Raw genomic sequence first — 25,527 nt, forward strand, 5'->3', positions numbered from 1 at the left:
TTGATTTCTGCATGTTAGTATAAACAAAAAAATAGCGATGGATATCGCAGGCATGGCAGATAAAATACTGAAATCACAGGCATTTAAATTAAAAGGTAGGCTATATACCCTTACTGTACTATCTATATTAGATACAGATAGGGTTCTTTTTTCTCAACAACTGGCGGAAATTGTATTACAAGCTCCCCGCTTGTTTAAACAGACACCAGTTGTTTTGGATTGTTCAGCTATTGATAGCAGTCAGCTGGATTTACAAGCTTTTTGCCAAGTAGCGCGTGAACATGGGTTAATCCCGGTTGCTGTACAGGGAGGTAATGCCATGCTGGATACATTAGCCCAATGTCAAGGACTTGCAGTGGTTCATGCTTCTTCCAGCCATGACAAATTATTGCTGGATAATCATCAAGAAGAAACGTCTGTGACTGAAATCATTAAAACCAAGTTGATAACAACGCCAGTGCGTTCCGGCCAACAGGTGGTTACAGCGGGCGATCTCATTGTGACTGCTGCTGTTAGTCATGGTGCTGAGCTTTTAGCGGATGGAAATATCCACGTCTATGGAGCCTTGCGGGGCCGAGCTCTGGCTGGAATCGATGGCAACAAACAGGCTCGAATTTTTTGCCAGTCTCTCGAAGCTGAACTTGTTTCTATTGCTGGATATTATCGCCTAAGTGATGCAATTGAACCTTTGTCCAAGCCATGCCAGATTTACCTTCAGGACGATCATATTCAAATCGAACTGCTATGATTGCCGCTGTTTTTATCTCCGATCTGCACTTGCATCCTGAAGAAAAGCAGATTACTAAACGATTCTTTGATTTTGTCAAATGGGCTGCAAAAAATAGTCGTGCTGTCTATATATTGGGTGATTTTTTTCACGTCTGGCCTGGGGATGACGCACTGGATGCCTGGAGCATCTCCATTGCTGAACAATTGGCCTGGTTGGCCTCCCAAGGTGTTTCAATTTATTTTATGCATGGAAATCGTGATTTTTTATTGGGGCAACGGTTTGCGCAGCTTGCAAACATACGGTTGCTTGAGGAACCCGCCGTTATTAAATTAGGGGTGGAACGGGTATTATTGGTTCATGGCGATCGCTATTGCACCAAGGATGTTCGTCATCAATGGCTAAGGCGTCTGACTCGCAATCGTATTTTCCCCAAATTATTTTTACGGATTCCCTTTAAGATCAGAAATAAATTCGTTAACAAAGTTCGAGCATATAGTCAAAGCGGGCGACAGTTACCCTCGTGGCAGTTTGAAGTAGTTTCTGATTCGATGTTAGAGCATATGAAACAATTGAATGTTAAAGTTGTCATTCATGGCCACATACACAAACCTGGATTAAATATTCATGAATACCAAGGCAAATCCTACAGCCAATTCGTATTAAGTGACTGGGATGACAAACCTGTTTTGGTGTGCTATGATAATTCAAATGGTTTTTATTTTGACCTCATCGCGGAGGAAGAGTAACATGGCGGGCGACTTAGACAAAAAGAAAGCCGATGAAGCGCTTTTACGAGAATTAAAAGAAGTTCGAGAATTCATTCGCGCAAAAATGGAAGAAAATGCTAAACGTGAGCTTCAGGAATCGCAAATCGGTGCCTTGGAGCGTAGAGCAAGGCGCGAGAAAAAACCGCTCACGCCGATGAGAAATGGGATGAATTGGCTAAAGCCGCTGATGCATTAATTGCAGAAGGTCAAAATGGTTTTGATAACTGGGTGTCTGCCATGAGCAGAATTGTAGGGCTTTGCAAAAAATTAGGTACTGCTATGGCGGCCTCCGATCCCATGGGTAAACTGTTCCTTGAAGGACACCAAAGAGTAGCTCAGTTGCTTGATTCTGTTAAATATCAGAAGCAACTGAATGCAGCTCAAGCCTACAATGAGACGGATAAGGACGCCCTGTATGCCCGTGCCAAAGAACTTGGCGTGGATTTACGCAAAGCCGCAAGAAATGCTGCTGCCATGGAAGAGGATGAATCACCCGCGCCTTCTCCAATAAGATCCTAGATTTACATCAATTCATGCATTCTGCCGGTATTCCGCTATGAAAGCGGAATGCCGCATCGTTTGCACAAATTAATTCGTTTTCAAGTGCAATAAATTGTTGCAGGCGTGTTTCGATGTTTTTGCCATACAGGGTTGCCAAACGCAAATAATCTTGAAAATGTCGAGCCTCAGATTTAACAAGAGAGGCATAAAATTTTGCCAATGATTGATCTTGCAATAAAGGAACCAAAGCGCTAAATCGTTCGCAAGAGCGCGCTTCAATGATAGCCCCGACAATTAATTGATCGCATAGGCGGGGAGTACCACAATGAATAGCTACTTCTTTATGCAATCTTTGAGCATAGGCAGAAGGTTGTAATGGTCCATAAGGAATGTTTTGTTCTTTTAAAATCATCATGACTTTTTCAAAATGCAATAATTCTTCTCGTGCCAGTGGTGACATGACAGCAACCAATTCCTCTTTTTCCGGATATTTACTGATGAAATTGATTGCCGTTGCTGCTGCTTTTCTTTCACAATGCGCATGGTCCAGTAATAATAAAGGCAGTTGTTGTATTGCTTGTTCCAGCCATGCTGAGGGAGTTGGGGTATGTAAGAATTGAATAAGAACTTGAACATCGGGAATATCTGGCTTTAACATAAAATAATACACTATACTTTGGAAAATAATATTATACGTGTCTTAAGATAAATTATGAATGAAGAAATAAAAGAACCGGATTTAGCCTTATGGTTTTCAACTTACGGCATGCTGACAGCCGAGCGAATTCTTGAAGGATTTAAAATTCAGCTTGATCATGATGAATTGGTCAGTGCTATAAAAAATCCCCGCAGCATCTATTTTCAGCTGTTACGCGTCCCATTGAAAAATATATTTAATGGCATCATTCTCCAGCAGATTCGGGATTATCAAGTATACGCTCAAAAAATATTTATTGATTATCTTATGTCTGGCCAAGCCGACAAACCTCAAGAAGCACCTGGCGCAAGTATTCGTGAAGACATGGAAACAGAACGAAAAAATCTTGTTGAGCTGGGAGAAGCGTTTAGTGAAAAAGAATCGGCACATCTAAAATTAATTTCTGAAAGCCAGGCCAGTCTTATTAAACTCGCTCGAGAATTACAAAAAACTCTGGAATCAGCGGCGCAAAAGATTAGTCGTATTTTCCAGACTCAAAAGATTGCCAAATCTCATGATGCCATTCAACACGCCATTCGTGCCGCTACCATTCATTATGATAAGGAAGACCATGAGATATTCAGTAACACTTCCTTATTTTGGTCCATCATGGAAAAAGATTTAAATCTTACTTTAAACGATGAATTGCGTCAGCAATCAGCTGACGTATTAAATGAATTTAGAGAGGCAAGAAACCAGATCGATGAAGTTCTTGAAATTTATCTTGAATTGACCAATGAAATGACTAAGGTGCTTCGAGATTTTCGCAGCAAATTTTATAAACAAATTCTTCGAGCATCTGAACTGATCCAGTTATTGCCTGACTATCGTGATGATGAAACTCGCCGAGCAGAAAATTTGGAGTCTCTTGATTTTGATGCAAAAATAGGCGAAGAATGATGGCGATTTTCTTGTTCATTTAAGCCTACTCGTTCTAAATGGCCGTTAAAAGAGGGCTCAAAGCAGAAACTCCTCTGAATTTCCTTTGCATAAGGGAAGGGTCATAAGAAAATGGTCAATAGCAGTAAAAAATAAAAGAATCGTGTATTTATCTTAAATCCTGGCCAGTTTGGACTCTTTTCGTGTATAATTCCTGCTTTTTATTTATTCAGGGAGTCTACGATGGAATTAACCTTATCTATTATTAAACCCGATGCTGTTGCAAAATCTGTCATTGGTCAAATTTACACGCGATTTGAGCAAGCTGGGTTAAATATTGTTGCAGCAAAAATGACGCATTTGTCTCGAGAGCAAGCAGAGCGTTTTTATGCTATTCATAAAGAACGACCATTTTTTAATGATTTGGTTTCATTCATGATTTCAGGCCCGGTCATGGTACAAGTTTTAGAAGGTAAAAATGCGGTTGCCAAAAATCGAGAAATTATGGGCGCGACTAATCCTAAAGAAGCAGCTCCTGGTACTATTCGTGCAGATTTTGCTGATAGCATTGATGCAAATGCAGTACATGGCTCAGACAGTCATGAAACCGCCACTCAGGAAATAGCATTTTTCTTTGAGCCGCATGAATTGCACAAGCGCTCATAAAGCATAGTTAAGGCAAGCGATGAACAGAAAAATCAATCTCCTGAATTATAATTATGAACAAATGCGTCAATTTGTCGCCGACTGTGGTGAAAAACCTTATCGCGCCCAACAGTTGATGCAGTGGATTCATCAAGCGGGATATCATGATTTTTCTCAAATGAGTAATTTAAGCAAAGTGATGCGAGGACGACTCGAACACATTGCCGAAATTCATTTGCCTGAAATTGTAAGTTGTCAAAAATCCAGTGATGGTACGCATAAATGGTTACTTAAGCTCGATTGCGGTAATTGCATCGAAACGGTTTTTATTCCAGAAACAAGTCGTGGAACTTTATGCGTATCATCACAAGTAGGATGCGGTTTAAACTGTAGTTTTTGTTCCACGGCCAAACAAGGATTTAATCGCAATTTAACCACAGCAGAAATTATCGGTCAGGTATGGCTGGCGGTTCGTGAATTATCTTGCCAAAACGGCATGCATGACAAACGGATAACAAACGTTGTGATGATGGGGATGGGTGAACCGTTATTGAATTTTGACAATGTTGTCACTGCCATGGATATTATGATGGATGATTTTGCTTATGGTTTATCCAAACGGCGCGTTACGTTAAGTACCTCAGGGGTTATTCCGGAGATGGAGCGGTTAAAACAACGCAGTCCAGTTTCTCTGGCCGTCTCACTGCATGCGCCTACGGATGAATTACGAAATCAGCTGGTTCCTATTAACAAAAAGTATCCTCTTGCCCAATTAATAGCATTGTGTAAGCATTATTTTCAAAATGAACCAAAGCGAAAAGTCACCTTTGAATATGTGATGCTCAAGGGCGTTAATGATCAACCTGAACATGCGGCTCAATTAATTAAGTTGTTGCATAATGTTCCTGCTAAAGTAAATTTAATTCCCTTTAATCCTTTTCCATTAACACAATATGAGCGTTCACCACAAAAACCATCGATGCATTTCGTGATTTATTAGTGGCGAAAGGAATTAATACGATTACTCGCAAGACTCGAGGCGATGATATCGATGCTGCCTGTGGGCAATTAGCGGGTTCAGTAAAAGATAAAACCAGCCGTTCGCAACGTTGGCAAAAATTGCATTTTAAACCCAAGGACGTTCTGAACAACTAAGTGGCATATATACGATAAAAATTACAAATTCATTTGTGACCTCTTATGTTCACGGTTATAATGACCATCCATTTCATATAAGCTGAGAGCAAATATTGAAATTTCATTATCTTCTGAGCATTGGCTTATTACTGTTGCTGCAGGCTTGCCAACAAAAGAGCGAAGTTAAAGAAGACGTTGTTACTCGAGAATACAATCGTAGTGAAGCTGCTTCATACAATACCCAGCTCGGATTAGCCTACTTGAAACAAGGCAACAGACCAAGGGCTAAGCGAAAATTACTCATTGCATTGTCTCAAGCTCCTGACTCGCCGTCTGTCAATTCGGCTATGGCTTACTTTATGGAAAAAACAGGGGAAATTCAGGAAGCCAAATCTTATTATCAAAAAGCCCTGTCATTAGCGCCAGGAAGCGGGGCTCAATTAAATAATTATGGTGCTTTCTTATGCAGACAAGGTCAGTACAATAAAGCAGAAGAATATTTCATGAAAGCTGTAAAAGATATCCGTTATGAAAATACAGCAGGGGCTTATGAAAATGCAGGCTTATGTGCGATGGTTATTCCTAATTACACCAGAGCAAAGGAATACTTTATTAAAGCGCTTGAACAAGATTCTTCGCGCAAGCAATCATTATATGAATTAGTCACTATGAGCATCAAACAAGATCAGCAAAATGAGGCTCTGGCTTATTTGCAAAAATATCCTAATCTTTCTTTGCGTGATCATGCCTTGTTATCTTTGGCAGCCGAGGCTGCCCATAAAGCAGGAAAGATTGACCTTGAGGCAGACTATAGAGCGCGTTTGCAGCAACTGAGTAATTTTTCGGACAATACCGGAGAGAAACATGCATACAACAACGATAATGGATGAAATAGAAGAAAGCATGCAGGAAAAACCTGGCGCACAGTTAGCTGCAGTGCGTCAAGCAAAAGGATACAGCACTGATTATGTTGCAGGTAAACTTCATCTGCGCGTGCGGTTAATTGAATTATTAGAAGCCGATGAATATCACAGCATGCCCGAGCCTGTATTTATTAAAGGCTACCTTCGTGCTTATGCAAAATTGCTGGATGTTTCTCCAGAACCATTGCTTGAAGCATTTAATGGTTTGTACAGCGGTGAACGTAAATTGGAAAGGGCTTTATGGCAAAGTCGACGAGAAACAAACAAGGCAGAACATGCCATACGGTGGTTAACCGCATTATTTGCCATCGGTGCGCTAATCGCAGTGGGTATATGGTGGTATAAAAATAAAGATAACGAGCGTATTTTCCCTGCAAACGTAAGCCATCAGGACTCTTCATCAAATAAATCGGAAAATGAGATAAGGCTTACCGATTTATCAAAAATGCGGTCTTTACTCTCTTCAGGCAATCAATACAGTACAGTGGAGGAGCCCGGTGAGTGAAAAAGTTCAAGGAGTACGGGGTATGAACGATGTACTGCCTGAGCAAACATTTGCTTGGCGGCACCTCGAACAATCTTTTGCTAATTGTTTAAGTCAGTATGGCTATCAAGAAATTCGTTTTCCTTTGGTGGAAAGCACGCAATTATTCAAACGCACCATCGGTGAAGTCACAGATATTGTAGAAAAGGAGATGTATACCTTTACGGATTTAAATGGAGATAGCATTACATTAAGACCAGAAGGTACTGCAGGTTGTGTGCGTGCATGTCTTGAGCATGGATTATTGCACAACCAACAGCAGAAATTATGGTATTGTGGTCCGATGTTTCGCCATGAAAAACCACAGAAAGGACGCTATCGCCAATTTTATCAATTAGGAGTGGAAGCATTAGGAATCGCTGGCGTTGGTATCGAACTTGAACTTATTGCTATTTGTAAGCGATTATGGGAACAATTAGACATTACCAACGTTGTGCGTTTACAAATTAATACCTTGGGCGAACTTAGCGAGCGACATGCCTATAGAGAAGCATTAATTAATTATCTTAAGCCTTATTTTGAACAGCTGGACGATGACAGCAAACGTCGTTTAAATAAAAATCCATTGCGTATACTGGACAGTAAAAATCCGGACATGCAATCGATTATCCAGAAAGCTCCCAAACTGATTGATGTTATCAGTAAACCAAGCCGACAACATTTTTTAGCCGTATGCAAGGGATTAGATGCATTAGGCATTTCTTATACAGTGAATCCATTTCTGGTGCGCGGTCTTGATTATTATGGCCATACGGTATTTGAATGGGTGACTGATAAATTGGGTAGCCAAGCCACTGTCTGTGCCGGTGGTCGTTATGATAAACTGATTGAACAAGTTGGTGGTAATCCAACCCCTGCAGTGGGTTTTGCAATGGGTATTGAACGTTTATTATTACTTCGCGAAACAATTGCTGCAGAACAATTTAAAGAACCGCCCCCCTTCATTTATTTCATTGCTGTAGGTGATGAAGCATTACAACAAGCGCTTGTTTTGGCTGAAACGCTACGGAATGCTGAACATCAATGGAATATTATTGTTCATACATCTGGCGGCAGTTTTAAAAGTCAATTTAAAAAAGCTGATAAAAGTGGAGCTCGATTCGCATTAATTCTTGGAAGCGATGAGGTTAGTCAACGGCAGGTTGGCATTAAGGATCTACGTCATTCCGAAGAACAAAAAACGATTCCTCAACATGAATTAACTCAATACATCAAATCCCAGTTGGAGTAACAAAGCATGTCGGTTTATATGACAGAACAGGAACAATTAGAAGCGATAAAAAAATGGTGGCATCGTTACAATGGTATTATAACGATCGTAGTGTCTGTTACATTATTAGCAATTGCCGGATATAAATATTGGAACTGGCATGAATCTCGCTTAATACAGCAAGCCTCCGACGCTTATGAGCATCTTATGATTGCTTTTTCAAATCAGGATAATAAAAAAGTTCAATCTTATGCGAATCAATTAATAAAAGAATATGGAAAAACCGTGTATGCTGATGCTGCGCGCCTGACATTAGCAAAGCTTTTCATTATTCATGAAAATTATAAAAAAGCTCAGGAACAATTGCAGCAAGTAGCATCCTATTCCTCAATCCCAACAATACAGCAAGTTGCCAAAATACGTTTAGCACGTTTGCTTGTAGCGGAAAAAGCATATGATAAGGCATTAACAGAATTAAGTCATATCAATGATGCATCTTATATGCCAGTCATTAACGAATTAAAAGGCGATATCTATGCTGCGACTGGGCGTTATCCACAAGCAGTTGCTTCTTATCGTAAGGCAATTCATGAAGCTCAGTCTCAAGGAGTAGGTAATCTCTTTTTAGAAATGAAAACCAATGAGTTAGCAGCGCTAACACACTCCTTGAATTTAAATTTGGCTCAAGAAACATTGCAGGCTGCCTAGACACTGAGGATTTATGATTAATAAAACAAGTATTATTTTTGCCCTATGTTGTTTGCTTCAGGCTTGTACACAAGTGGATGACTACATGCTTGGCAAAGACAACACCCCTAAACCAAGCGCATTGCAACCTATAAAATCTCAGGTGAGTTTGGTCGAAGACTGGTCTATTCCCGTGGGCAAACCTGCTAAAAGCAGTCATTATTTAAAACTGCAACCAGTTATTCAAGGGCAGATACTATATACTGCTGATGCGGGCGGCTTGGTGCAGGCAATCGATAAAAAAACGGCAAAAGTGCTTTGGGCAAAACAATTAAATCAAGGCATCATCAGTGGACCGACGGTTGCCCATGGTTATATTGCTCTAGGAACAAATGCATCAACCATCATTGTTTTAAAACAAACGGACGGGAGTGAAGTATGGAACGCCAATGTTTCTGGAGATGCTTTGGCCAAACCTGTTATTTCTGGTCAAAAAGTTATCGTTAAAACCATTGATGGTAACTTATACGCATTTAATTTGCTGGATGGCAAAAAATTATGGGCGGCTGATCATGGAGCACCTAATCTTGTCCTAAAAGCCAGTTCTGCCCCTGTTATTTTAGACAAACTTGCTTTAGTTGGATTTTCTGATGGAAAATTGGACGCTGTCGATCTGCAGTCAGGCACCATCGTTTGGCAACGTGGCATTGCATATGCCAGTGGAGCCAGTGATGTTGAACGTTTAGTCGATATCGATGCTGATCCGATCGTGCAAGGAAATATTATCTATCTGGCAAGCTATCAAGGTTATGTAGGCGCTTTATCGCTAACAGATGGTCAATTTATCTGGCGTAAACCGGCCTCGACCTATAAAAATATCACCATGGATGGAAAAAATCTTTATATGACAGACAGTGATGATGTCGTTTGGGCTTTTGATAAAAAAAATGGGCAAGTTAAATGGAAACAACTTGACTTAAAAGCACGTGGCTTGACTGAACCTGTATTAATGGGCAAATACCTGCTCATCGCTGATAAAGCCGGATATCTTCATGCCTTATCAATCCAAAATGGTGAATTTCTTAGCCGCGCGCCATTAGCTGGGCCAGTATATATTGCACCTGCGATATCAGAAAATCATGCCTACGTGATAAGTGCAAATGGCAAATTAAGTCGTTTTTCAGTGAGTTAATCTATGCTGCCAGTGATTGCATTGGTTGGTCGTCCCAACGTAGGAAAATCAACTTTATTTAATCGGTTAACTCATAGCCAAGATGCTCTGGTTGCCGATTTTCCCGGACTAACCCGTGACCGCCAATATGGCGAAGCTAAATTTAATGATAAATCATTCATTGTAGTAGATACGGGTGGGATAGGTGTTGATGATTTAGCCGTGGATAAATTAATGTCCAGGCAATCCAGCATTGCCTTGGAGGAGGCCTCCATCGTCTTTTTTTTAGTGGATGGACGTTCGGGATTGACGGCGGTTGATCAGGAAATTGCCGATCGATTGAGAAAAACAAGTAAGCCAATTTATTTAATTGTAAATAAAACAGATGGATTGGATGAAGAAATTGCCTGTTCTGATTTTCGATCATTGGGATTTGTTAATATTTATGCCATTTCAGCCACGCATGGCCGCGGTTTACACTCTTTATTAAGATCTGTGACGGTATCTTTTCTACCTTCGGAAGAAATTTCAGCTGCAGAAGACCATTCGATTAAAATTGCCTTTGTTGGACGGCCCAATGTTGGTAAATCTACCTTGATAAACCGGATCTTGGGTGAAGAAAGGGTGGTGGTCTATGATATGCCAGGCACGACCCGCGATAGTATTTCTATTCCTTTTGAACGCGATAAGCAGCAATATACATTAATTGATACGGCAGGTATGCGTAGGCGTGCACGAGTGGATGAGAAAATTGAGAAGTTTTCAATCATTAAAACCCTACAATCGATTAAAGCTTGCCATGTTTGCTTGATGCTTATTGATGCTAAAGAAGGTTTAACTGAGCAAGATATGCATTTATTAGGGTTTATCATTGAAACAGGTAAAGCCTTAGTCGTTGTAGTGAATAAATGGGATGGATTAGAAGAAGAACATAAAGAAAAAGTACGTCAAGATTTAGATAGACGGTTAGGTTTTGTTCAATTCGCCAAAATTCGTTTTATCTCAGCGCTGCACGGCAGTGGAGTAGGCTTATTGTTTAAAGATATTGAGCAAGCTTATGCATCCGCTGTACAAGCACTTTCTACACCGTATTTAACACGTTTATTGCAAGACCTTATTCAACAGCATACCCCTCCTATGGTTAAAGGGCGACGCATTAAAATGAGATACGCTCATGCTGGCGGCCATAATCCCCCGGTTATTATTATTCATGGTAATCAGCTTGACGCCTTACCTAGTAGTTATAAACGTTATTTGATCAATGCGTTCACTGAAAAACTGAATTTGGTGGGCACTCCTTTAAAAATAGAATTTAAAGGAGGGGAAAACCCATTTAAAGATAAGAAAAACAAACTCAGTCCAAGACAAATTAAACGAAAAAAGCGGCTCATGAAGCATGTGAAAAAACATTAAACTTAATGCCCCTCAGGCAATGAAAATTGCTCAAATTTTTGCATTAGCACAGGTTCCGGAATGCTAAGCCATCAAGGTAATAATAATCTACTTCTTAGATACAGCCACCTTGTTCGTTCTGTAATGTATGATTTTTCAAGAATGATAAAATTATCCCCTAACGTGGTTTAGGAGTGATTGAATCAGGCTCAGGTATTTTAAAATCTTCGTGACTAATGCCTGAAGGAGTTAATACATCGCCTTTTTGGAATTCCCTGCCATCACCGTGATAAAGTTTTCCATCTTTCCCATTGGAATAAGCCATAACGGTTTGGGTGTCGGCATCGACAACAATAAAACGCCGATTTTTTTCAGATTGCTCCTGGAAAAAAAGACTTGCATCCGCCAAAGAAGGAAATGACAGTTTTGTCATGCCATTTTCTGTTTCAGGAACTTCATCAAAAGGCTTTTTGGTGATTCGCCTCATGAACTCCATATAATCCTGAATCATTTTATCCTGGTCTTCACTTTTTACCACCAATTCTTCCATTGATTCACGGCGTAATTGGGCTTTCATGTCTGCCGTAGCTTGCATATAGGCGGCATGCTTAGCTCTTAATCGTTCAAGCTCTTCATTTTCTTCCCTCGTTCGTTCTTCTTTGGCTCTTAATTCTCTCAAACGCTCAAGTTCTCTTTGTTGCTCTTTAGACATCAAAGTCTCCATTGATAGATATATGCAGTAATTTTAGCATAATGATATAAAGCACGTCTTGGATTAATCACTATAAAAGCAACTCATTGTATGATTTACAAGACCCTCATATTCTAATATGAATTGTTGTTTTTAGAAACAAATTTGAAAATAATAGATCAATTTAGTTATAATACATCCTCAAGGACTTTAACTATTTTTATAAAAATGGCTAATAACTTGTCCTCGCGAGCGATAGCGAAAGCATTCTAATTGAACATCGAACTGGATTGCTTCACTTCATTCGCAAAGACAACATTTTTATGAGCATTTTTAAAAATGACCATATGACATTAAAAAGTCAATTATGGATTGCTTGTCTTATTTTTATCATTATTGAGAGTTTTATGAATACTTTAAACAACCCATTCATCAAGTTATGCTCTTTCAGAATATTAATAGCATTGACCTTGCTCATACCAGGAAGTGGTCTGGCCGCTAATCTGAGCAATCAAATAGAGGGTGTCGGGCTAAATAATTCGGTAAAACCTTACCTTTGTATTCAAAATGACTCAGGTCAGGTGACTTATGCTCTGGCGCCAGGTCAATCCATTGATGGTAATAAAATGGCAGGAAATCCCTATTATGTAGGCGCTACCTTAAGGTTTGATGGATGTGGTTACAATAATTCCTATCTTGGATACGTTGGTTTTAATGTAAGTGATCAGGGAAATAACTCTATTAATAATTATTCCCCACCACAAGGGGTTCACATCGCCTATGAGCAAGGTGCCATTGATGCTCAAGGACGTGTAACCGGTAAGATTCGCTATACTCAAATTGCTGCCAATTATGATCTTAAACCAGCTAAACAGGGAAAATATTGGGATTTTACCGGCATTAATCTATCGGGCTTGGAATTTAGCAAATCCATTGACCCCTTTGTGATTCCTAACTTGTCGGCAGCAGACATCAATACCATTAATAGCGATCTCAATGCAATCAATGCCTTCATTAAACAGGGTACTAACACAGTTAGAATCCCTTTACATTGGGGATATCTGCAATTACAGGGACCAGGAAAAGGAGATATTTATGCAGATTATTATAATCATTACGTTCGCCCTTTATTGCAAACATTAACGCACGCTAAAATTTATACCATCATCGATTTGCATGCTTACATGCGATATTCCCAATTCGGTAAACAATATGCTGGCTGCGGAATGGATGGCCCATGCCCTGATGGCACATTAATCACAGATTCTAAGGCTTATGAGGATGTTTGGAAAAAACTGTATGCTTTAATCAAAAATGATTCTACCATTGACCAACATTATATCATGATAGATTTGGTCAACGAGCCAGTGGGGGTTCCTGATGATAAAGTGTTTACTATCCAAGCTAATTTAATCAAAATGCTTAGACAACAAGGATTTGAAGGTTACATATTAGTCGAAGGAAATGCGTGGTCTGGATTGCATTCATGGGCGACAGAACAATGGCAGGGCAGTAATGGCCAAACGTATACGAATGCTACCTTGTTTACACGAGAAAATTTTAATAAGGCTGGTATTTACGATTTATCCAAAATTATTATCAATGTTCATCAATATTTAGACAGTAACTTTAGTGGTACACAAGACAGTTGTCAGCAGGATTTGTCTACGATTGGGCCTTCTGGGTTTAACTTGATGGCATTCGTGGACTACTTACAACAAAATCAGTTTAAAGCGATGGTAACAGAATTTGGTGTTGGTAGAAATTCAGACAGTTGTACACCAGCACTCATAGAGTTTATGAATTACCTGAAAGATAATTCAGCGAAAGACAAAGAGTCTGGTTTTATGGGCTGGACGATATGGTCGGTTGGTCACGGATGGGGAAATTATAACCTTAGGGTAACTCCTGAATCTTATCAACAAAAAATACTGGAAAATTATCTACAATGATATCGGAGTACTTCACCATGCTTAAATCAAGCGTACGTCAGTGGTTTAAGGGAGTATTTTTCTTTTCTTTTTTGCATCCCATGGTTTTGCTGAACCGGGCATGGTGATATTTCAAAGTGATTTTGGTGAAAAAGATGGGGCTGTCTGTGCGGTAAAAGGCGTCATGTATTCCGTTGATCGATCGCTCATTATCTCAGATTTAACCAATGAAATTCCGGCTTATAATATTTGGGAGGCTTCTTATCGCCTTTATCAAACAGCCCCTTATTGGCCAAAGCAATCTGTCTTTGTCAGCGTGGTGGACCCAGGAGTTGGCACAAAGCGGCGTTCTGTCGTGGCTCTCAGTAATAATGGGCAATATTTCGTAACACCTGACAATGGCACTTTAACACTCATTAATGATGTTTATGGCATAAAAGAAACAAGAATCATTGATGAAACAAAACATCGCCTAAAATCTTCGAATGCTTCTTATACTTTTTATGGTAGAGATGTCTACGCGTATACGGCTGCAAAACTTGCTTCAGGCAAAATTACTTTTGAAGAAGTAGGGCCTGTCCTAAATGAACCTATTGTAAAACTACCTTATCAAAAACCAATGATGGACAAGAATGTGTTGCGTGGCACTCTTGTCATCCTAGACCCACAATATGGAAATATTTGGACAAACATCGATAAACGTCTGATGGAAAAATACGGCATGAACATCAATGAACGTTATCAAGTAAAAATTTACCATAATCAAACGCAAAAATATGCAGGTATTCTTTCTTTGCATAATACGTTTGGTGAAACTGCAAAAGGTGCGAATTTACTTTATTTAAATAGTTTGCTGAATTTGGCTATTGCCACCAATCAAGGCAATTTTGCTAAAACATATCACGTAAACGCCGGACCAGATTGGACCATTACTGTGGAAAAATTAAAACATTCATGAAATGAAAACGTGTCATTTGAGATATTGTAAATGTCCTCTGTACATGACAAAAAAATCTGTCATGCCCGCGCAGGCGGGCAACCATCTATCAAAATAATCCAATACCCAAATCAAGCCACTGGGGATTGTTTTGCTCGATAAGGTTTATTTTCCATTGTCGGCTCCATTTCTTGATGCGTTTTTCTCTAGTTATCGCTTCGTAGACATCAGAATGAATTTCATAATAAACCAAGTGATGAACATTGTACTTTTTGGTGAATCCTTCAGCCAAGCCTTCTTTATGTTGCCAAATTCGTTGCACAAGGTTACTTGTTATGCCGGTATATAGGGTTCCATATTTTTTACTGGCTAATATGTAAACATAATATTGTTTTCTTCCATGTTTCATCCTACAAGTAGCATATTTACAAAACATGTCATTCTCGCCTTGTTCCAGCCAAAATACACGTTTAAACTATCCTTCAACTCGTTGATACACTCCATATAACCTCCTTTTGGCGATCGAGATTATATGATTTTCATTGTATGTCAGCGAGTTATCTTAATTTACTTCCGTGCCAAACCAGAAATGGTGGCCCGCCTGCGCGGGCATGACAGATTTTTTTGTCATGTACAGAGGTAAATGTCTAAAGTCTTAAAACATTTTTTTATGGGGATTAAAATTTCATGATCAATCATATTGTTTTCTTAACCTTTAAAGCTCACATAACAGAATCTGAAATTAACTCTGTTTTAGAACAGTTAGGTCATTTAATGACTGTTATTCCCGCCATGAAAGATTTTTCATTTGGAAAGAATTGTAGCCCTGAAAAACTGAGCCAGGGATACACGCATGCGTTCATCATGAAATTTGATGATGCCCATGGAAGAGACGTTTATTTAAATCATCCAGAACATAAAAGAATAGCTGCCGAACTTATTTTCCCTATGTTGGAAAACGGTTTTGAATCCGTTGTAGTGGTTGACTATGCAGCGTAACCCTAACAACACTGATTTTTTATAGGTAACTCATGGAATTTCCTATGGAATTTAACTTTTCATCTTCCTCTGCCAGAATACTAGCAGGAGTTGCAAATATCGATGGATGTTGGTAAGGCTCAGCTCTTTTTTCACGCTCTAGCAATGTGTGCTCACGTCTATGGGGAACTCCTAAATTGGCCATCAATCGTTGTGGCGATCCTGTGATGACTTCTTCAACAGGCTCGATGTGACGAATGTCGAATTTAGGATAAAAAAGCGGTTAATGGCCCATTGCGACAACGGCTTAATTCCCCCATACCATAAGCTGGCTAAAACTCCTCCAACAATTGGAGCTGAAGCAACGATACTTAACACTCCCAATTTAGCAATGACACCAGTTAATACTGGAATTATTCCCAAGCCGCCTGTGAAAAAAATCAAGCTAGCTACCCCTATACTTAATAAGGACCACTTTATCATTTGCCAAGTTTTAGGGTAATGCAACATCGTTCGTTTTAATTGTGAAACAGGATCATGGTTTTCTTCTATGGTCACGCGCACACGACTTTTATCTTCTGAAATGCCTGCGAGCCGTTGATGATGCACATTAAAAAAATCGGCGCTACTTTTGGTATTAATATAAACACCTGTCGCTGAGTGACAACTTCTCGTGGTTTTCTCATGATAGGCTTCATTTTCTGCCTGATATACAGACAATAATGCCGGTTCCAATGCATTTGTACTCACTCGTAAATCAGGCATGTCTGCAACACTTAATTCAGGAAATGGTTTAAATTGAGTACCACAGCCTTGAAGGAATTTGACAATACGCGCAAACGTTATAAAACTGTCGCGTTTAAAATGCACTTCATTTGCATCATAATATTGAAATTGTGCACCAGAATGACACCCTGCAATAACATCTTCGTCTATCTTGGTGTGTTCAGGATAAAGACTAAATAATGGCGCATGAACAGCAAGTGTGGGCAGAGGTTGATGAGGATAAAGTGTCAGTACGTTTTTTAAAGGTTTACATGCTCTTAAATCCATGGTCTTTTTAGCAAGACTGATACCGGCCCAATCAAGCGTGGATGTGGTAATTAGATTCCCCGGCACTGGGTCAAGAAGCGCTAGATTAATTTCAAGCAATTGAGGATCAATGAAAGCATTGTGATTTATATTTTTTGTTGTTATCTTGTGATTGATTTGATCACACTAAAGGAAATATTATGGATTTTTCAGGAAGTACGTTTCGATTAAAGAGCGCAAGTATTGGTTTTATTGGCCTGACGCTGGCCTGTATGACATTACCTGCTATTGCCGGCAACATGGGAAACGTAAATCTTCCTGCCGCTCATCCGTGGTCAGTCACTGGAAGTCTTGGTTATACGGTGTATGAAGACATGTACCGCAGCGATGGTCAAACGGCGGTAGGTCGTTTTGCCATTGGCCGCGAGATTTATACCAGTCATTTTCTACAGTGGGGCTTTGAAGTTGGCGTGCAAAACGGCAATACCATGCGTTATTTCCCGTCGCAAGCAGCTATTGATGCATTAGGCGGCCTTCCAATCCAAACGACGGTAAAACCCATGCTTGATTTGTTGGCAACCGTGAAAACGGCGTCGTTTGGTACAACCCCTGTGTTTGGTGTACTTAAAGGCGGGATTGCCTATCGCCACTGGCAGTTTAACGATCGCGACAGCATCAACGATAAATCCCTGATTGCCGGCGAATTACAGGCAGGCTTGGGATATGCTATCAGTGAGCGGACAAGCTTGAGTCTGTCATACCAGGGTATTTATGGTGGTAATCCTGATTTTCGTTACAATGCCGATAATGCCACCGCACGAGTATCTAACATTCCCATGCAAAATGGTGTGCTGCTTGGTTTAACTGTTGCTTTATAAAAGGACTTCCTCATGAATAAAAAACGCTATTTAATTGCGCTGTGGTCAGCTTTTACCATGGCAAGTACGGGCTATGCTGGCAATCCGACTACCAAAGAATACGTGGATGCTCAAGTAACGAGACTACAGTCGCAAATTGCTGCCATTCCTGCTGGTCCTCAAGGTGCACAAGGTCCTCAAGGTGCGCAAGGTCCTCAAGGTACGCAAGGCGAACCTGCTCCATCGTATGCCGTTGGTGACCAAGCGATGGGTGGTATTGTGTTTTGGGTGGATGATACAGGCCAACATGGTTTGATTGCGGCTACGGCAGATAATGACGGCGGAGCTGGAATCGTTTGGGATTCTGCTGCAGGAACTCCACAAGATCCATATTCCATTACTGGCGCTTCAAGCGATGGCATATTCGCTGGAAGGGCAAATAATGGTCAAATCATGGCAATTCTAATACAGAATGGTGCTAATAATTTTGCCGCACAAGTTTGCGCCAATTATGCTATCCAAGCTGATGGCACCACAGATTGCGCCTCTGTAGGTGCTGCAGGAGCCAGTTGCTATGCTGATTGGTATCTACCGTCGAAATTTGAGCTGAATCAACTGTATTTGCAAAGAGCTGTGGTGGGTGGGTTTAATCTTGTTGATGGCAACTACTGGAGTTCAACTGAGTTTAGTCAAGATCAAGCATGGCTTCTGCAGTTTTCCGTCAATGGTGAGCCAGAACATTTCGATAAGGATAACACTTTTCGGGTTCGGTGCATCCGCGCTTTTTCATAATGCAGTTAATAAAGAGGCAATCCAATTGCCTCTTTATTTTAGAATAAGTTTTCCTGCGGTTATTGACTCGTTTTTAATAGGCAAAAAATGGAGCGGGCGATGGGAATCGAACCCACGCTATCAGCTTGGGAAGCTGAAGTTCTACCATTAAACTACGCCCGCAAAAGAAACGGTTGGTGAGATCAAATACCCTCATCCGGATCGTTCATCACACGTACAAAGAATAAATAAAAATAAAACAAATAAAAATAGGGGCAAAGATATTTTTATCATATCCCTGTACAAATGATCATACATGTACTTTACTAATAAAGACCAACTCACTCTCATGAATAGGTCAATCATGTCCAAAAACATCACATGGTATGGATTAAATCTGTTGCCGATTTATGTTGAAATGGTAGAAAGCTGGTTAGAAGAATCTTGTGCCCAATTGAAAAAACTACAACAAATGAAACCCCATTCAGATTATGTAGATAAAGAAACACTCTTTCGCCTAGTCAAAAGTCACCGCTCACAAAACACAGATAACTGGGCATTATTTGCCCAATGTAAACATTGGCGAAATCAAAATCCTAATGAAGAGCAGCTGCGATTCATCGCACAAGTTGAAAAAAATGCCGCAAAACTTGATGCTGTTAATCAAGAAATCGCATCTTTGTTTAAATCTTTTCAGCAAAAAGAAAAAGATATTAAAGAAAACATGGATATTACGTTTGAATGGCTGTTTAAAAACTTGGTGGATAAGGCGATTTATTTTAACCATGAGTCAATATAACCCTTATGGGTTATATTCTTTTCTTTTATTTGTTATTATCTTGCGTTTTCAAACCAATTGCAAAAAATGAAAATCATAGACTTACGTAGTGACACAGTGACCAGGCCCAGCCAATGCATGCTGGATGCCATGATGCGTGCCAAAGTAGGTGACGATGTCTTTGGAGAAGATCCAACCGTTCAAACACTTGAAGCAATGCTTGCTGAACGCGCTGGAATGGAAGCGGCTATTTTTGCACCCAGCGGCACCCAATCTAATTTGCTTGGAATTATGGCGCATTGCGAACGGGGAGATGAATACATTGTTGGACAAACCGCCCATACTTATTTATGGGAGGGGGGTGGGGCAGCGGTATTAGGCAGCGTACAACCACAACCGCTTGATTTTGAAAAAGATGGCAGCCTCGCTTTGGATAAAGTCAAGCTCGCTATTAAACCTATTGATGATCATCATGCACGAAGCAAATTGCTTTGTCTTGAGAATACAATAGCCGGCAAGGTGCTGCCGCTTGACTATCTAAAAAATGCAGCCCAGTTTTGTCAATCCCACGGGTTAGCTAGTCATTTGGATGGTGCAAGAGTTTTTAATGCCGCAGTTAAACTCAATGTCGAATTACGGGTAATCAGTCAGTATTTTGATTCCATTTCCATCTGTTTATCAAAAGGATTAGGTGCACCTGTTGGCTCTGTATTATGTGGAACAAAAGACTTTATTAAAAAAGCGCGGCGCTGGCGAAAAGTTCTGGGTGGAGGCATGCGTCAAGCAGGTATCATGGCCGCAGCAGGTATTTATGCTTTGGAAAACAATATTGCACGTTTAAAACAGGATCACGACAATGCCGCATGGCTTGCTGAAAGCCTGACTACGATTCATGCCATTGAAGTTGATAAAGACTCGTTGCAAACAAATATTCTTTTTATCAAAACTCCTAATCATTACACAGATTTACAAACATATTTGCATCAACAAGGAATTCTTTTCCCCAAGCAACCTAATAATAAGAATTTAATCAGATTGGTCACGCATCTTGATGTAACACACGAAGATATTGATCGAGTCATCCAGATGATAAAAAATTTTTACTCTTCAAAAGTATGAAATTATATATTTTATTTGGCCCGACATTAAGACCGCTGCGCTGAGGCCAAGTAGATCTAAAATTTACGCAGATAATTTTTTACTTTCAATTGACTTTTTTCTCTGATGATTTAGCAGTCTGTATTTAGATTTCTTGATTTTAAATCTAGGAGGTGAATTATTTTTTATGTTTCTTACCTCTCTCTAGAGCGACTGGCTGCTCACTAGATGTTTCCTCGGGTAAAATAAGGAATTTAGTCTGCTCACTAATTGTACTCAAGATTTGATTTTTAATTTTTTCGCCTGTTGATCGTATAAATTCATTAGTTAAGGAGTTGGGAAGATCTATCCCTTCAACATCACCGTAAGCATATCTTCCATTTGGAAGAATCATGATAAAAGAAAGTTTTCTATCATTTAGTTTCAATAGGATTTTATTTTTTTTATTATCCAAGAAGTAATATCTAGTTCATAGGACGTCCTCGTATTGACTTGTTCGAAGAAAAATTGTCCTTCAACTGTATATAGGCGATTATATAAATCTCCAGGTATAGTAATGGCACGTTTATTTTTATACCTGAGGATATCACCACTCCCAAGTAGAGGAGGGGCTATCCAAAAAAATGCACATGAGAATGAAAATGCAATTGCTTTAATGAATCGAACAAAATAAGTATCACGACTTTTCTCAAGAGTATTTTTGTTCGATTCCAGGATGGATTGAAACTGCTTAAGTTTCTCAAGCTTATCCTCCTCTGTCTTATCATCTTCATTGGGAATAGCGTTTATTAATTGTATTAGAATGCGCCTCTTTTCGAGCAGTTGTTTAATGTTATTATTGGTAGAACTACCAAGGAGCTCGAGTCTCTTTTGGTCTATCTCCCCTTTTACATTAAGATGGGTCAAAAGAGCTTTATCAATATGCTCTTTATATTCAGAACATTCTTTTATTATGTGCCTAATATTGTTTGCATATTTCTGAACATTCGTATCGCTGCCCATCATAGCCTCCAAATGCTTCTAATCAGATGTTTACTTCATTGCAGATTATTTTCTAGTAACATTAGTTCTTTGTGTAGAGTAATTATAGACAAGATCACGAGTTTCGCCCTTTGAAATAAAAGCATTAGAATTGGCGGTATAATTTTAATTTAACCCCAGTAATGGGTTTTTCTATGCACAATTTGCAAGCAATTTAATTGCAGAGAGCTTTAAGGGTTCGATTGCATAAGCAGCCAAGGCAGCTACCAAATGAGTCATTGCGTTTATGATAGAGCGATGTCTTGTATGCCAAACTTGATAACAATGTTTAAGGTGGCCGATTACAGTTTCAATAATACCACGCTGATTCAGGAGCTGTTTTTCATAGCATGATAAAAGCTGCTTATCCTTCATATTTTACGTTTTCTTGTGATCAGTTTCAAACCACCGTTAAGCAGTTCCTCAAATATTTTTTACCAATATAACCCTTATCGCCAAAGGCAAGACCCTTAAGAGACTTTAATAAAGGCACAGCCTCTTGGCTGTCACTTTTATTACCTCTTGTGATTTTAAAAGCCAATAATTCTCCATGATCATTGGTCACAATATGCAACTTGAGACCGAAAAACCAACCCGCAGAAGTCTTCCCATATGCAGCAACTAAATCAAATGTTTTGTGCCTTTTTGAGCGTTTTATATGACAAACAGGCAAACAACTCGAGTCAATATAGTAAATACCTGTTTGTTTTCCAGCCTTTAATTGCGTGAAAATTGTTAATGGAAAAATAGCTCGAACAAAACGTCCATAGCAAGGCAAATTCGGAAAATAGCTTTTATGATAGAAGCTAAGGAAACCCGTGTAGAAATTTTTGAAGTCCCTAAATCCAGACATTTGAAACATGACTAAAATAGTCATAATTTCACTAATCGACAAATCACAGGTGGGGCCACGATTACTTTTTGTTGGACCTGATAGCATGTAATTTTGGCAGTGTTTATCTAACTCATTGCAAAAATCATCTACTTCACAGAAAATATCAACCAGCTGGTGCATGTCCATATCACAATATCCTTTAGACGGGAAAAAATTGCGATAGTACGTTGTTCCAGCTACTTTTCCTACCTGAAAATTCAATAACAATTTGAAAAATAATTCATTTTGAAATTTAAAACCCATTACTGGGGTTACTATCAATGTATCATGGCCTTATATAGGATCAAAAATCTGAGTTAGAATATAAAGAAAGATTATTGAAAGGATAGTTGATAAAGACAAAATAACCTAAAAAGTATAAGATTGAGTTGCCGGTATAAGTCATAGATTTGGTGATTATTATTCTAGCAGGCAAAAGTTAATATTGTATTAATTTAAAAAGGCTATACTTGGTTATATGACAGGACGGAGATTTAAATGAAACACACTGACAAAAGCCCTAATCAATTTGATGACAAAAAAAATCAATTGAAAGACAGACATTTTGCAACTAGACAACAAGTGAGAGAGGTCACTGAAAAAGTTTTAGCAAAATATAAATCTGCCTTTGATGATTTATCAAAAAGATGAAGGAGTTAACATATCTAAATCTACAAGATATCATCACTTTAAATGAGGTTATTCTCAAGCACTATCCGGATGAACCAACGGGTCTTGCTAAAGACAAGTCTCTAGAAGCAACTCTAAATCGAATAACAAATCACGTTCATTATAATGGTGTGACCGGAATATTTGATATTGCCGCTTTATATGCCGAGTGTTTAGCATGTCAACAATGTTTTAATAGTGCAAACAAAAGAACTGCTCTTGGCAGCATGATAATTTTTCTTTTGTTAAACGAAATGGAGCTCAATGTTCAAAACGATCGCGCATCAGATATGATTGTTTTATTAGCCAATGGATTGGTAACGACAAAAGAGCTTTCCCTCTGGCTAAAGTTTCATTGCTCTTATAAGCCGGAGGAAGAATAGTTAAATGACTCCTATTTTTTTTGCAACCTAAGTGAATTACGCTCTGTAAAAATATAACGCCCTGTAGTGCCCCCCCAAACACTGTAAAATCTGAGTTAAAGTTGTAGCAATTTTTAACGAGCGGTTAGAAAGCTAGTTAAATCCCTATTATTAACTACTAAGTCCCGATTATATAGAATTGGGTAAATAATTATTGTCTAGAACTAGCCAGGTGTAATCATAATTATTTAGTTTTATTTTTTGTACTTTCATAAGTATAGCTCCAACGTTAATGGGCAAATATATGCCAGTTATTTAACGTTGACTACATTGACTACACTTTATAGATTAAGTCTGATTATCAAAATAATCAGACTTAATGGCCACTGTAATCACTTCTCAATAAAATTGAAATTGTAACTCGAAGCGTTTAGGGCTTTCATCTCCTTAAAGTTATTCAAGCCAGCAGGGACTTGTACCCTACCCCTTTCTTGAGGAAGAGCTTGGAAATAACAGCTAGAAAGAAGCGCAAAGAAAAGAAATTGAAATGGCACGATGATACTCATATGGGTAGGTATGATTTGGTTTTTTCCAACAAATATAACTGCTGATTATTAAGGATACATTCCATTAACTGCATCAATATCACCCTGACTTAGATGATTCCTTTGACCTATGGAAATGTTTTCTTGAAGAGGAATCATTGTTTTTTCACCATTTTTAGAAAATGCATAAGCAGAATAATGCATAATAGAATCATAATTATAAGGCCCATAATCTTCTCCATCAGTTAAGTGTTGAGTGAAGTTAAATGCGTGCCCATCTTTAATATTTTCCCAGACTACTTGAATGTATTGATCTTTATCGTGACGTGATTGCTCATGCCATAAGCCTAATGCATGGCCCAATTCGTGTACAATGCTCATGGTATTGCAATGTGTGGATAATCTCACAGAGGCTGCTCCCCATATTTTTTGCCTACTTCTGACTCGCAGATAGTCCCTTCAGCGGGCTGAATCAAAAGGTAGTCTGGATACTGGTCAATATCATCAGAAGTAATCTCAATGAATTGAATATGAGTTTTTTCTTGCCAAAGAGCAATCGCTTCTTTGAATGCAATTAAACTTGTTTTTGGTAGATTACTAGCAATTTTGAATGGTACTTTCCCTTCTGGCCAGCGAGTACCGCCTACGTTAGGAATAATAGATGCATGCAGGTTAGGTAAATTTTAAAATGATATCGTCTTCCACTACAGCATAACCATCTTGATTTACATAATAGATTTCACGAATTTTTCCTAAAGGATCAAGCATTGTGCTATGTAAAGCTATTGCTTGAAAACACCAAAAACCAAATGGTAAAACATAGATTAATTTCATTGCATTTTTTTAAAAGTAGGAAGATATTTTGTGCATAATAATACTCCAGAATGCGTGCATGAAATCACTCCTATTTAAGATAATTAGTCTATGAAGGTGATAAGCAAAAGATGGTATAGGCTTTATACAGACAATGAAGAAGGGGTAACATTTGGTTCAGCCCCTTTGCATACAGAGGGGTGGTCTTATCATAAGTTTTTTCAAGATTTTGTTTATCAAGATAGATATTATACTTATAGGTATAAGTCTAATAAAAAGGAATAATCATGCCAGCAATAAAAACAGTTGGTGTTTATTGTGGTGCCTCAAATCAGGCGGATGCTCCTTATAAAGAAGTTGCAGCACGAACAGGCGAGCTACTAGCCAAGTCCGGTTTTAATATTGTTTATGGGGGAGTGCGTTTGGGGCTTATGGGCATTCTCGCAGATCATGCCTTAGCCAATGGAGGCTATGTCACAGGGATTATTCCGGCATTACTCACCGAGCTTGAAGGGGCTCATCCTGCTTTATCAGATATTCAAATTGTCGATTCGATGCATACGCGCAAACGTAAAATGTCTGAACTTGCAGACGCTTTTATTATTTTGCCAGGTGGATTTGGAACGTTAGATGAGCTGTTTGAAACCTTGACTTGGCGCCAATTACAGTTGCATGATAAACCCATCATTATCATCAATACAATAGGATATTGGGATCCACTCAAAGCTCTCGTGCATAATGTCATCGAAGAAAAATTTGCTGCACCAGGCCACGCAAATCTTGTAAGTTTTGTCTTAACCATTGATGAAGCCATTGATGCTATAAGCAAAATTTCAAAAATTTAATCCATAAAATATCAAAAAATTTACTAAAAAATAATATAAGGAG

At 39.0% G+C, this 25,527-nt stretch carries 32 protein-coding genes, 1 tRNA gene and 1 pseudogene; 23 read left to right on the forward strand and 11 right to left on the reverse strand.

Translation table 11 applies throughout. From position 1 onward, the window contains the following. The first annotated feature begins 52 nt into the window (after nucleotides 1-52). Genes minC through LOA_RS06945 form a run of 4 tightly spaced genes read left to right on the forward strand, consistent with a single transcriptional unit; the run spans nucleotide 53 to nucleotide 2,016 of the window. Complete coding sequence (gene minC, locus LOA_RS06930; RefSeq protein WP_025385700.1) at nucleotides 53-748, forward strand: septum site-determining protein MinC; 696 nt, start codon at nucleotides 53-55, stop codon at nucleotides 746-748. Further along, nucleotides 745-1,476, forward strand: coding sequence for a UDP-2,3-diacylglucosamine diphosphatase (locus tag LOA_RS06935; protein WP_025385701.1), 732 nt, complete (start codon nucleotides 745-747; stop codon nucleotides 1,474-1,476). The genes minC and LOA_RS06935 overlap by 4 nt, the downstream gene beginning before the upstream one ends. A 1-nt stretch (nucleotide 1,477) precedes the next feature. Beyond that, a complete protein-coding gene (locus LOA_RS06940) occupies nucleotides 1,478-1,693 on the forward strand; it encodes a hypothetical protein (protein ID WP_025385702.1) in 216 nt (71 codons plus the stop codon). Next, entirely contained in the window at nucleotides 1,669-2,016 is a 348-nt protein-coding gene (locus LOA_RS06945; RefSeq protein WP_025385703.1) for a hypothetical protein, read from the forward strand. Before LOA_RS06940 ends, LOA_RS06945 begins: the two co-directional genes overlap by 25 nt. 7 nt (nucleotides 2,017-2,023) lie before the next feature. Here LOA_RS06945 and LOA_RS06950 read toward each other — a convergent pair whose 3' ends face one another. Beyond that, nucleotides 2,024-2,656: a MiaE family protein gene (locus LOA_RS06950; protein WP_025385704.1), complete on the reverse strand. Its 633-nt coding sequence runs from the start codon at nucleotides 2,654-2,656 to the stop codon at nucleotides 2,024-2,026. A gap of 54 nt (nucleotides 2,657-2,710) precedes the next feature. Between LOA_RS06950 and LOA_RS06955 the strand changes: the two genes are divergently transcribed. From LOA_RS06955 to der, 9 genes and pseudogenes are all read left to right on the forward strand, one after another. Next, nucleotides 2,711-3,595, forward strand: a complete 885-nt coding sequence (locus tag LOA_RS06955) for a hypothetical protein (protein WP_025385705.1) — start codon at nucleotides 2,711-2,713, stop codon at nucleotides 3,593-3,595. A 222-nt stretch (nucleotides 3,596-3,817) separates the two neighbouring features. Then, nucleotides 3,818-4,240: a nucleoside-diphosphate kinase gene (gene ndk, locus LOA_RS06960; protein ID WP_025385706.1), complete on the forward strand. Its 423-nt coding sequence runs from the start codon at nucleotides 3,818-3,820 to the stop codon at nucleotides 4,238-4,240. A 19-nt stretch (nucleotides 4,241-4,259) separates the two neighbouring features. Then, nucleotides 4,260-5,374: pseudogene (gene rlmN / locus LOA_RS06965) on the forward strand (dual-specificity RNA methyltransferase RlmN). Nucleotides 5,375-5,469: 95 nt separating this feature from the next. After that, nucleotides 5,470-6,246 (forward strand): type IV pilus biogenesis/stability protein PilW, encoded by a 777-nt coding sequence (pilW, locus tag LOA_RS06970; RefSeq protein ID WP_237757959.1) that lies wholly within the window; start codon nucleotides 5,470-5,472, stop codon nucleotides 6,244-6,246. Beyond that, nucleotides 6,221-6,784: a helix-turn-helix domain-containing protein gene (locus LOA_RS06975; RefSeq protein WP_025385708.1), complete on the forward strand. Its 564-nt coding sequence runs from the start codon at nucleotides 6,221-6,223 to the stop codon at nucleotides 6,782-6,784. Before pilW ends, LOA_RS06975 begins: the two co-directional genes overlap by 26 nt. 22 nt (nucleotides 6,785-6,806) lie before the next feature. After that, complete coding sequence (gene hisS, locus LOA_RS06980) at nucleotides 6,807-8,054, forward strand: histidine--tRNA ligase (RefSeq protein WP_237757963.1); 1,248 nt, start codon at nucleotides 6,807-6,809, stop codon at nucleotides 8,052-8,054. 6 nt (nucleotides 8,055-8,060) lie between these two features. Beyond that, a complete protein-coding gene (locus LOA_RS06985) occupies nucleotides 8,061-8,741 on the forward strand; it encodes a YfgM family protein (RefSeq protein ID WP_025385710.1) in 681 nt (226 codons plus the stop codon). 13 nt (nucleotides 8,742-8,754) lie between these two features. Then, entirely contained in the window at nucleotides 8,755-9,912 is a 1,158-nt protein-coding gene (gene bamB, locus LOA_RS06990) for an outer membrane protein assembly factor BamB (protein ID WP_025385711.1), read from the forward strand. 3 nt (nucleotides 9,913-9,915) lie between these two features. Then, nucleotides 9,916-11,304: a ribosome biogenesis GTPase Der gene (gene der, locus LOA_RS06995; protein WP_025385712.1), complete on the forward strand. Its 1,389-nt coding sequence runs from the start codon at nucleotides 9,916-9,918 to the stop codon at nucleotides 11,302-11,304. A gap of 157 nt (nucleotides 11,305-11,461) precedes the next feature. Here the strand turns inward: der and LOA_RS07000 are convergent, their stop codons facing one another. Beyond that, nucleotides 11,462-11,995 (reverse strand): hypothetical protein, encoded by a 534-nt coding sequence (locus LOA_RS07000; protein ID WP_035894124.1) that lies wholly within the window; start codon nucleotides 11,993-11,995, stop codon nucleotides 11,462-11,464. 386 nt (nucleotides 11,996-12,381) lie between these two features. On the opposite strand from LOA_RS07000, the gene LOA_RS07005 reads away from it, so the two are divergent. Both LOA_RS07005 and LOA_RS07010 read left to right on the forward strand, forming a co-directional pair. Then, nucleotides 12,382-13,926, forward strand: a complete 1,545-nt coding sequence (locus LOA_RS07005) for a glycoside hydrolase family 5 protein (protein WP_035894126.1) — start codon at nucleotides 12,382-12,384, stop codon at nucleotides 13,924-13,926. 100 nt (nucleotides 13,927-14,026) lie between these two features. Beyond that, complete coding sequence (locus LOA_RS07010) at nucleotides 14,027-14,863, forward strand: SAM hydrolase/SAM-dependent halogenase family protein (protein ID WP_025385714.1); 837 nt, start codon at nucleotides 14,027-14,029, stop codon at nucleotides 14,861-14,863. A gap of 88 nt (nucleotides 14,864-14,951) precedes the next feature. Here the strand turns inward: LOA_RS07010 and LOA_RS07015 are convergent, their stop codons facing one another. Then, the gene (locus LOA_RS07015) at nucleotides 14,952-15,278 is read right to left on the reverse strand and encodes a GIY-YIG nuclease family protein (RefSeq protein ID WP_238551180.1); all 327 of its coding nucleotides are present in this window, start codon (nucleotides 15,276-15,278) and stop codon (nucleotides 14,952-14,954) included. Nucleotides 15,279-15,529: 251 nt separating this feature from the next. Here LOA_RS07015 and LOA_RS07020 point away from each other — a divergent pair, with 251 nt between their 5' ends. Next, complete coding sequence (locus tag LOA_RS07020) at nucleotides 15,530-15,841, forward strand: Dabb family protein (protein WP_025385716.1); 312 nt, start codon at nucleotides 15,530-15,532, stop codon at nucleotides 15,839-15,841. 183 nt (nucleotides 15,842-16,024) lie between these two features. Here LOA_RS07020 and LOA_RS07025 read toward each other — a convergent pair whose 3' ends face one another. Continuing rightward, nucleotides 16,025-16,972, reverse strand: a complete 948-nt coding sequence (locus LOA_RS07025; RefSeq protein WP_025385717.1) for a hypothetical protein — start codon at nucleotides 16,970-16,972, stop codon at nucleotides 16,025-16,027. An 80-nt stretch (nucleotides 16,973-17,052) separates the two neighbouring features. Between LOA_RS07025 and LOA_RS07030 the strand changes: the two genes are divergently transcribed. Together LOA_RS07030 and LOA_RS07035 are read left to right on the forward strand one after the other, a co-directional pair. Continuing rightward, the gene (locus LOA_RS07030) at nucleotides 17,053-17,730 is read left to right on the forward strand and encodes a hypothetical protein (RefSeq protein ID WP_025385718.1); all 678 of its coding nucleotides are present in this window, start codon (nucleotides 17,053-17,055) and stop codon (nucleotides 17,728-17,730) included. 12 nt (nucleotides 17,731-17,742) lie between these two features. Beyond that, nucleotides 17,743-18,501: an Lcl domain-containing protein gene (locus LOA_RS07035; protein ID WP_025385719.1), complete on the forward strand. Its 759-nt coding sequence runs from the start codon at nucleotides 17,743-17,745 to the stop codon at nucleotides 18,499-18,501. Nucleotides 18,502-18,589: 88 nt separating this feature from the next. On the opposite strand, the gene LOA_RS07040 is transcribed toward LOA_RS07035, so the two are convergent. Further along, nucleotides 18,590-18,663: transfer RNA gene (locus LOA_RS07040), tRNA-Gly, on the reverse strand. A 133-nt stretch (nucleotides 18,664-18,796) separates the two neighbouring features. Here LOA_RS07040 and LOA_RS07045 point away from each other — a divergent pair. After that, nucleotides 18,797-19,279 carry a hypothetical protein gene (locus LOA_RS07045; RefSeq protein ID WP_158423034.1) on the forward strand — a complete coding sequence of 161 codons (483 nt, stop codon included), beginning with the start codon at nucleotides 18,797-18,799 and terminating at the stop codon, nucleotides 19,277-19,279. Nucleotides 19,280-19,345: 66 nt separating this feature from the next. Next, nucleotides 19,346-20,377, forward strand: coding sequence for a low-specificity L-threonine aldolase (ltaE, locus tag LOA_RS07050; RefSeq protein WP_081724971.1), 1,032 nt, complete (start codon nucleotides 19,346-19,348; stop codon nucleotides 20,375-20,377). A 157-nt stretch (nucleotides 20,378-20,534) separates the two neighbouring features. Here the strand turns inward: ltaE and LOA_RS07055 are convergent, their stop codons facing one another. The 4 genes from LOA_RS07055 to LOA_RS15825 all read right to left on the reverse strand — a co-directional run bounded on the left by LOA_RS07055 (nucleotide 20,535) and on the right by LOA_RS15825 (nucleotide 22,514). After that, on the reverse strand, nucleotides 20,535-20,810 hold the full coding sequence (locus LOA_RS07055) for a hypothetical protein (protein ID WP_025385722.1): 276 nt from the start codon (nucleotides 20,808-20,810) through the stop codon (nucleotides 20,535-20,537). Beyond that, complete coding sequence (locus tag LOA_RS07060) at nucleotides 20,780-21,361, reverse strand: hypothetical protein (protein ID WP_148294881.1); 582 nt, start codon at nucleotides 21,359-21,361, stop codon at nucleotides 20,780-20,782. The genes LOA_RS07055 and LOA_RS07060 overlap by 31 nt, the downstream gene beginning before the upstream one ends. A gap of 168 nt (nucleotides 21,362-21,529) precedes the next feature. Next, entirely contained in the window at nucleotides 21,530-21,751 is a 222-nt protein-coding gene (locus LOA_RS16215) for a transposase (RefSeq protein WP_052335916.1), read from the reverse strand. Nucleotides 21,752-21,776: 25 nt separating this feature from the next. After that, nucleotides 21,777-22,514, reverse strand: a complete 738-nt coding sequence (locus LOA_RS15825) for an IS982 family transposase (RefSeq protein WP_052335917.1) — start codon at nucleotides 22,512-22,514, stop codon at nucleotides 21,777-21,779. Between the two features lie 234 nt (nucleotides 22,515-22,748). On the opposite strand from LOA_RS15825, the gene LOA_RS14705 reads away from it, so the two are divergent. Then, on the forward strand, nucleotides 22,749-22,901 hold the full coding sequence (locus LOA_RS14705) for a hypothetical protein (protein WP_155831642.1): 153 nt from the start codon (nucleotides 22,749-22,751) through the stop codon (nucleotides 22,899-22,901). Further along, nucleotides 22,898-23,302 (forward strand): type II toxin-antitoxin system death-on-curing family toxin, encoded by a 405-nt coding sequence (locus tag LOA_RS13765; protein WP_025385724.1) that lies wholly within the window; start codon nucleotides 22,898-22,900, stop codon nucleotides 23,300-23,302. The genes LOA_RS14705 and LOA_RS13765 overlap by 4 nt, the downstream gene beginning before the upstream one ends. Before the next feature lie 593 nt (nucleotides 23,303-23,895). Here the strand turns inward: LOA_RS13765 and LOA_RS14480 are convergent. Together LOA_RS14480 and LOA_RS16220 are read right to left on the reverse strand one after the other, a co-directional pair. Next, nucleotides 23,896-24,234: a M12 family metallopeptidase gene (locus LOA_RS14480; RefSeq protein WP_272946925.1), complete on the reverse strand. Its 339-nt coding sequence runs from the start codon at nucleotides 24,232-24,234 to the stop codon at nucleotides 23,896-23,898. Then, a complete protein-coding gene (locus LOA_RS16220) occupies nucleotides 24,231-24,497 on the reverse strand; it encodes a M12 family metallopeptidase (protein WP_118996693.1) in 267 nt (88 codons plus the stop codon). Before LOA_RS16220 ends, LOA_RS14480 begins: the two co-directional genes overlap by 4 nt. A gap of 429 nt (nucleotides 24,498-24,926) precedes the next feature. On the opposite strand from LOA_RS16220, the gene LOA_RS07080 reads away from it, so the two are divergent. Continuing rightward, a complete protein-coding gene (locus LOA_RS07080; RefSeq protein ID WP_025385725.1) occupies nucleotides 24,927-25,484 on the forward strand; it encodes an LOG family protein in 558 nt (185 codons plus the stop codon). Nucleotides 25,485-25,527 lie beyond the last annotated feature (43 nt).

The organism is Legionella oakridgensis ATCC 33761 = DSM 21215 (assembly GCF_000512355.1).
Classification (GTDB): Bacteria; Pseudomonadota; Gammaproteobacteria; order Legionellales; family Legionellaceae; genus Legionella_A; species Legionella_A oakridgensis.

What these genes read in the sequence shown, in the direction of transcription:
- LOA_RS07005 (WP_035894126.1), top strand. Translation starts at nt 12,382, where the DNA reads ATGAATACTTTAAACAACCCATTCATCAAGTTATGCTCTTTCAGAATA.
- ndk (WP_025385706.1), top strand. Translation starts at nt 3,818, where the DNA reads ATGGAATTAACCTTATCTATTATTAAACCCGATGCTGTTGCAAAATCT.
- LOA_RS07010 (WP_025385714.1), top strand. Translation starts at nt 14,027, where the DNA reads ATGGTGATATTTCAAAGTGATTTTGGTGAAAAAGATGGGGCTGTCTGT.
- LOA_RS07035 (WP_025385719.1), top strand. Translation starts at nt 17,743, where the DNA reads ATGAATAAAAAACGCTATTTAATTGCGCTGTGGTCAGCTTTTACCATG.
- hisS (WP_237757963.1), top strand. Translation starts at nt 6,807, where the DNA reads ATGAACGATGTACTGCCTGAGCAAACATTTGCTTGGCGGCACCTCGAA.
- LOA_RS07030 (WP_025385718.1), top strand. Translation starts at nt 17,053, where the DNA reads ATGGATTTTTCAGGAAGTACGTTTCGATTAAAGAGCGCAAGTATTGGT.
- LOA_RS06935 (WP_025385701.1), top strand. Translation starts at nt 745, where the DNA reads ATGATTGCCGCTGTTTTTATCTCCGATCTGCACTTGCATCCTGAAGAA.
- LOA_RS07045 (WP_158423034.1), top strand. Translation starts at nt 18,797, where the DNA reads ATGTACTTTACTAATAAAGACCAACTCACTCTCATGAATAGGTCAATC.
- LOA_RS06950 (WP_025385704.1), bottom strand. Translation starts at nt 2,656, where the DNA reads ATGTTAAAGCCAGATATTCCCGATGTTCAAGTTCTTATTCAATTCTTA.
- LOA_RS15825 (WP_052335917.1), bottom strand. Translation starts at nt 22,514, where the DNA reads ATGGGTTTTAAATTTCAAAATGAATTATTTTTCAAATTGTTATTGAAT.
- LOA_RS06940 (WP_025385702.1), top strand. Translation starts at nt 1,478, where the DNA reads ATGGCGGGCGACTTAGACAAAAAGAAAGCCGATGAAGCGCTTTTACGA.
- LOA_RS06975 (WP_025385708.1), top strand. Translation starts at nt 6,221, where the DNA reads ATGCATACAACAACGATAATGGATGAAATAGAAGAAAGCATGCAGGAA.
- minC (WP_025385700.1), top strand. Translation starts at nt 53, where the DNA reads ATGGCAGATAAAATACTGAAATCACAGGCATTTAAATTAAAAGGTAGG.
- LOA_RS07080 (WP_025385725.1), top strand. Translation starts at nt 24,927, where the DNA reads ATGCCAGCAATAAAAACAGTTGGTGTTTATTGTGGTGCCTCAAATCAG.
- LOA_RS13765 (WP_025385724.1), top strand. Translation starts at nt 22,898, where the DNA reads ATGAAGGAGTTAACATATCTAAATCTACAAGATATCATCACTTTAAAT.
- ltaE (WP_081724971.1), top strand. Translation starts at nt 19,346, where the DNA reads ATGAAAATCATAGACTTACGTAGTGACACAGTGACCAGGCCCAGCCAA.
- LOA_RS06985 (WP_025385710.1), top strand. Translation starts at nt 8,061, where the DNA reads ATGTCGGTTTATATGACAGAACAGGAACAATTAGAAGCGATAAAAAAA.
- LOA_RS06955 (WP_025385705.1), top strand. Translation starts at nt 2,711, where the DNA reads ATGAATGAAGAAATAAAAGAACCGGATTTAGCCTTATGGTTTTCAACT.
- der (WP_025385712.1), top strand. Translation starts at nt 9,916, where the DNA reads ATGCTGCCAGTGATTGCATTGGTTGGTCGTCCCAACGTAGGAAAATCA.
- LOA_RS07015 (WP_238551180.1), bottom strand. Translation starts at nt 15,278, where the DNA reads ATGTTTTGTAAATATGCTACTTGTAGGATGAAACATGGAAGAAAACAA.
- bamB (WP_025385711.1), top strand. Translation starts at nt 8,755, where the DNA reads ATGATTAATAAAACAAGTATTATTTTTGCCCTATGTTGTTTGCTTCAG.
- LOA_RS07020 (WP_025385716.1), top strand. Translation starts at nt 15,530, where the DNA reads ATGATCAATCATATTGTTTTCTTAACCTTTAAAGCTCACATAACAGAA.
- LOA_RS16215 (WP_052335916.1), bottom strand. Translation starts at nt 21,751, where the DNA reads ATGAAGGATAAGCAGCTTTTATCATGCTATGAAAAACAGCTCCTGAAT.
- LOA_RS14705 (WP_155831642.1), top strand. Translation starts at nt 22,749, where the DNA reads ATGAAACACACTGACAAAAGCCCTAATCAATTTGATGACAAAAAAAAT.
- LOA_RS07000 (WP_035894124.1), bottom strand. Translation starts at nt 11,995, where the DNA reads ATGTCTAAAGAGCAACAAAGAGAACTTGAGCGTTTGAGAGAATTAAGA.
- LOA_RS07060 (WP_148294881.1), bottom strand. Translation starts at nt 21,361, where the DNA reads ATGATGGGCAGCGATACGAATGTTCAGAAATATGCAAACAATATTAGG.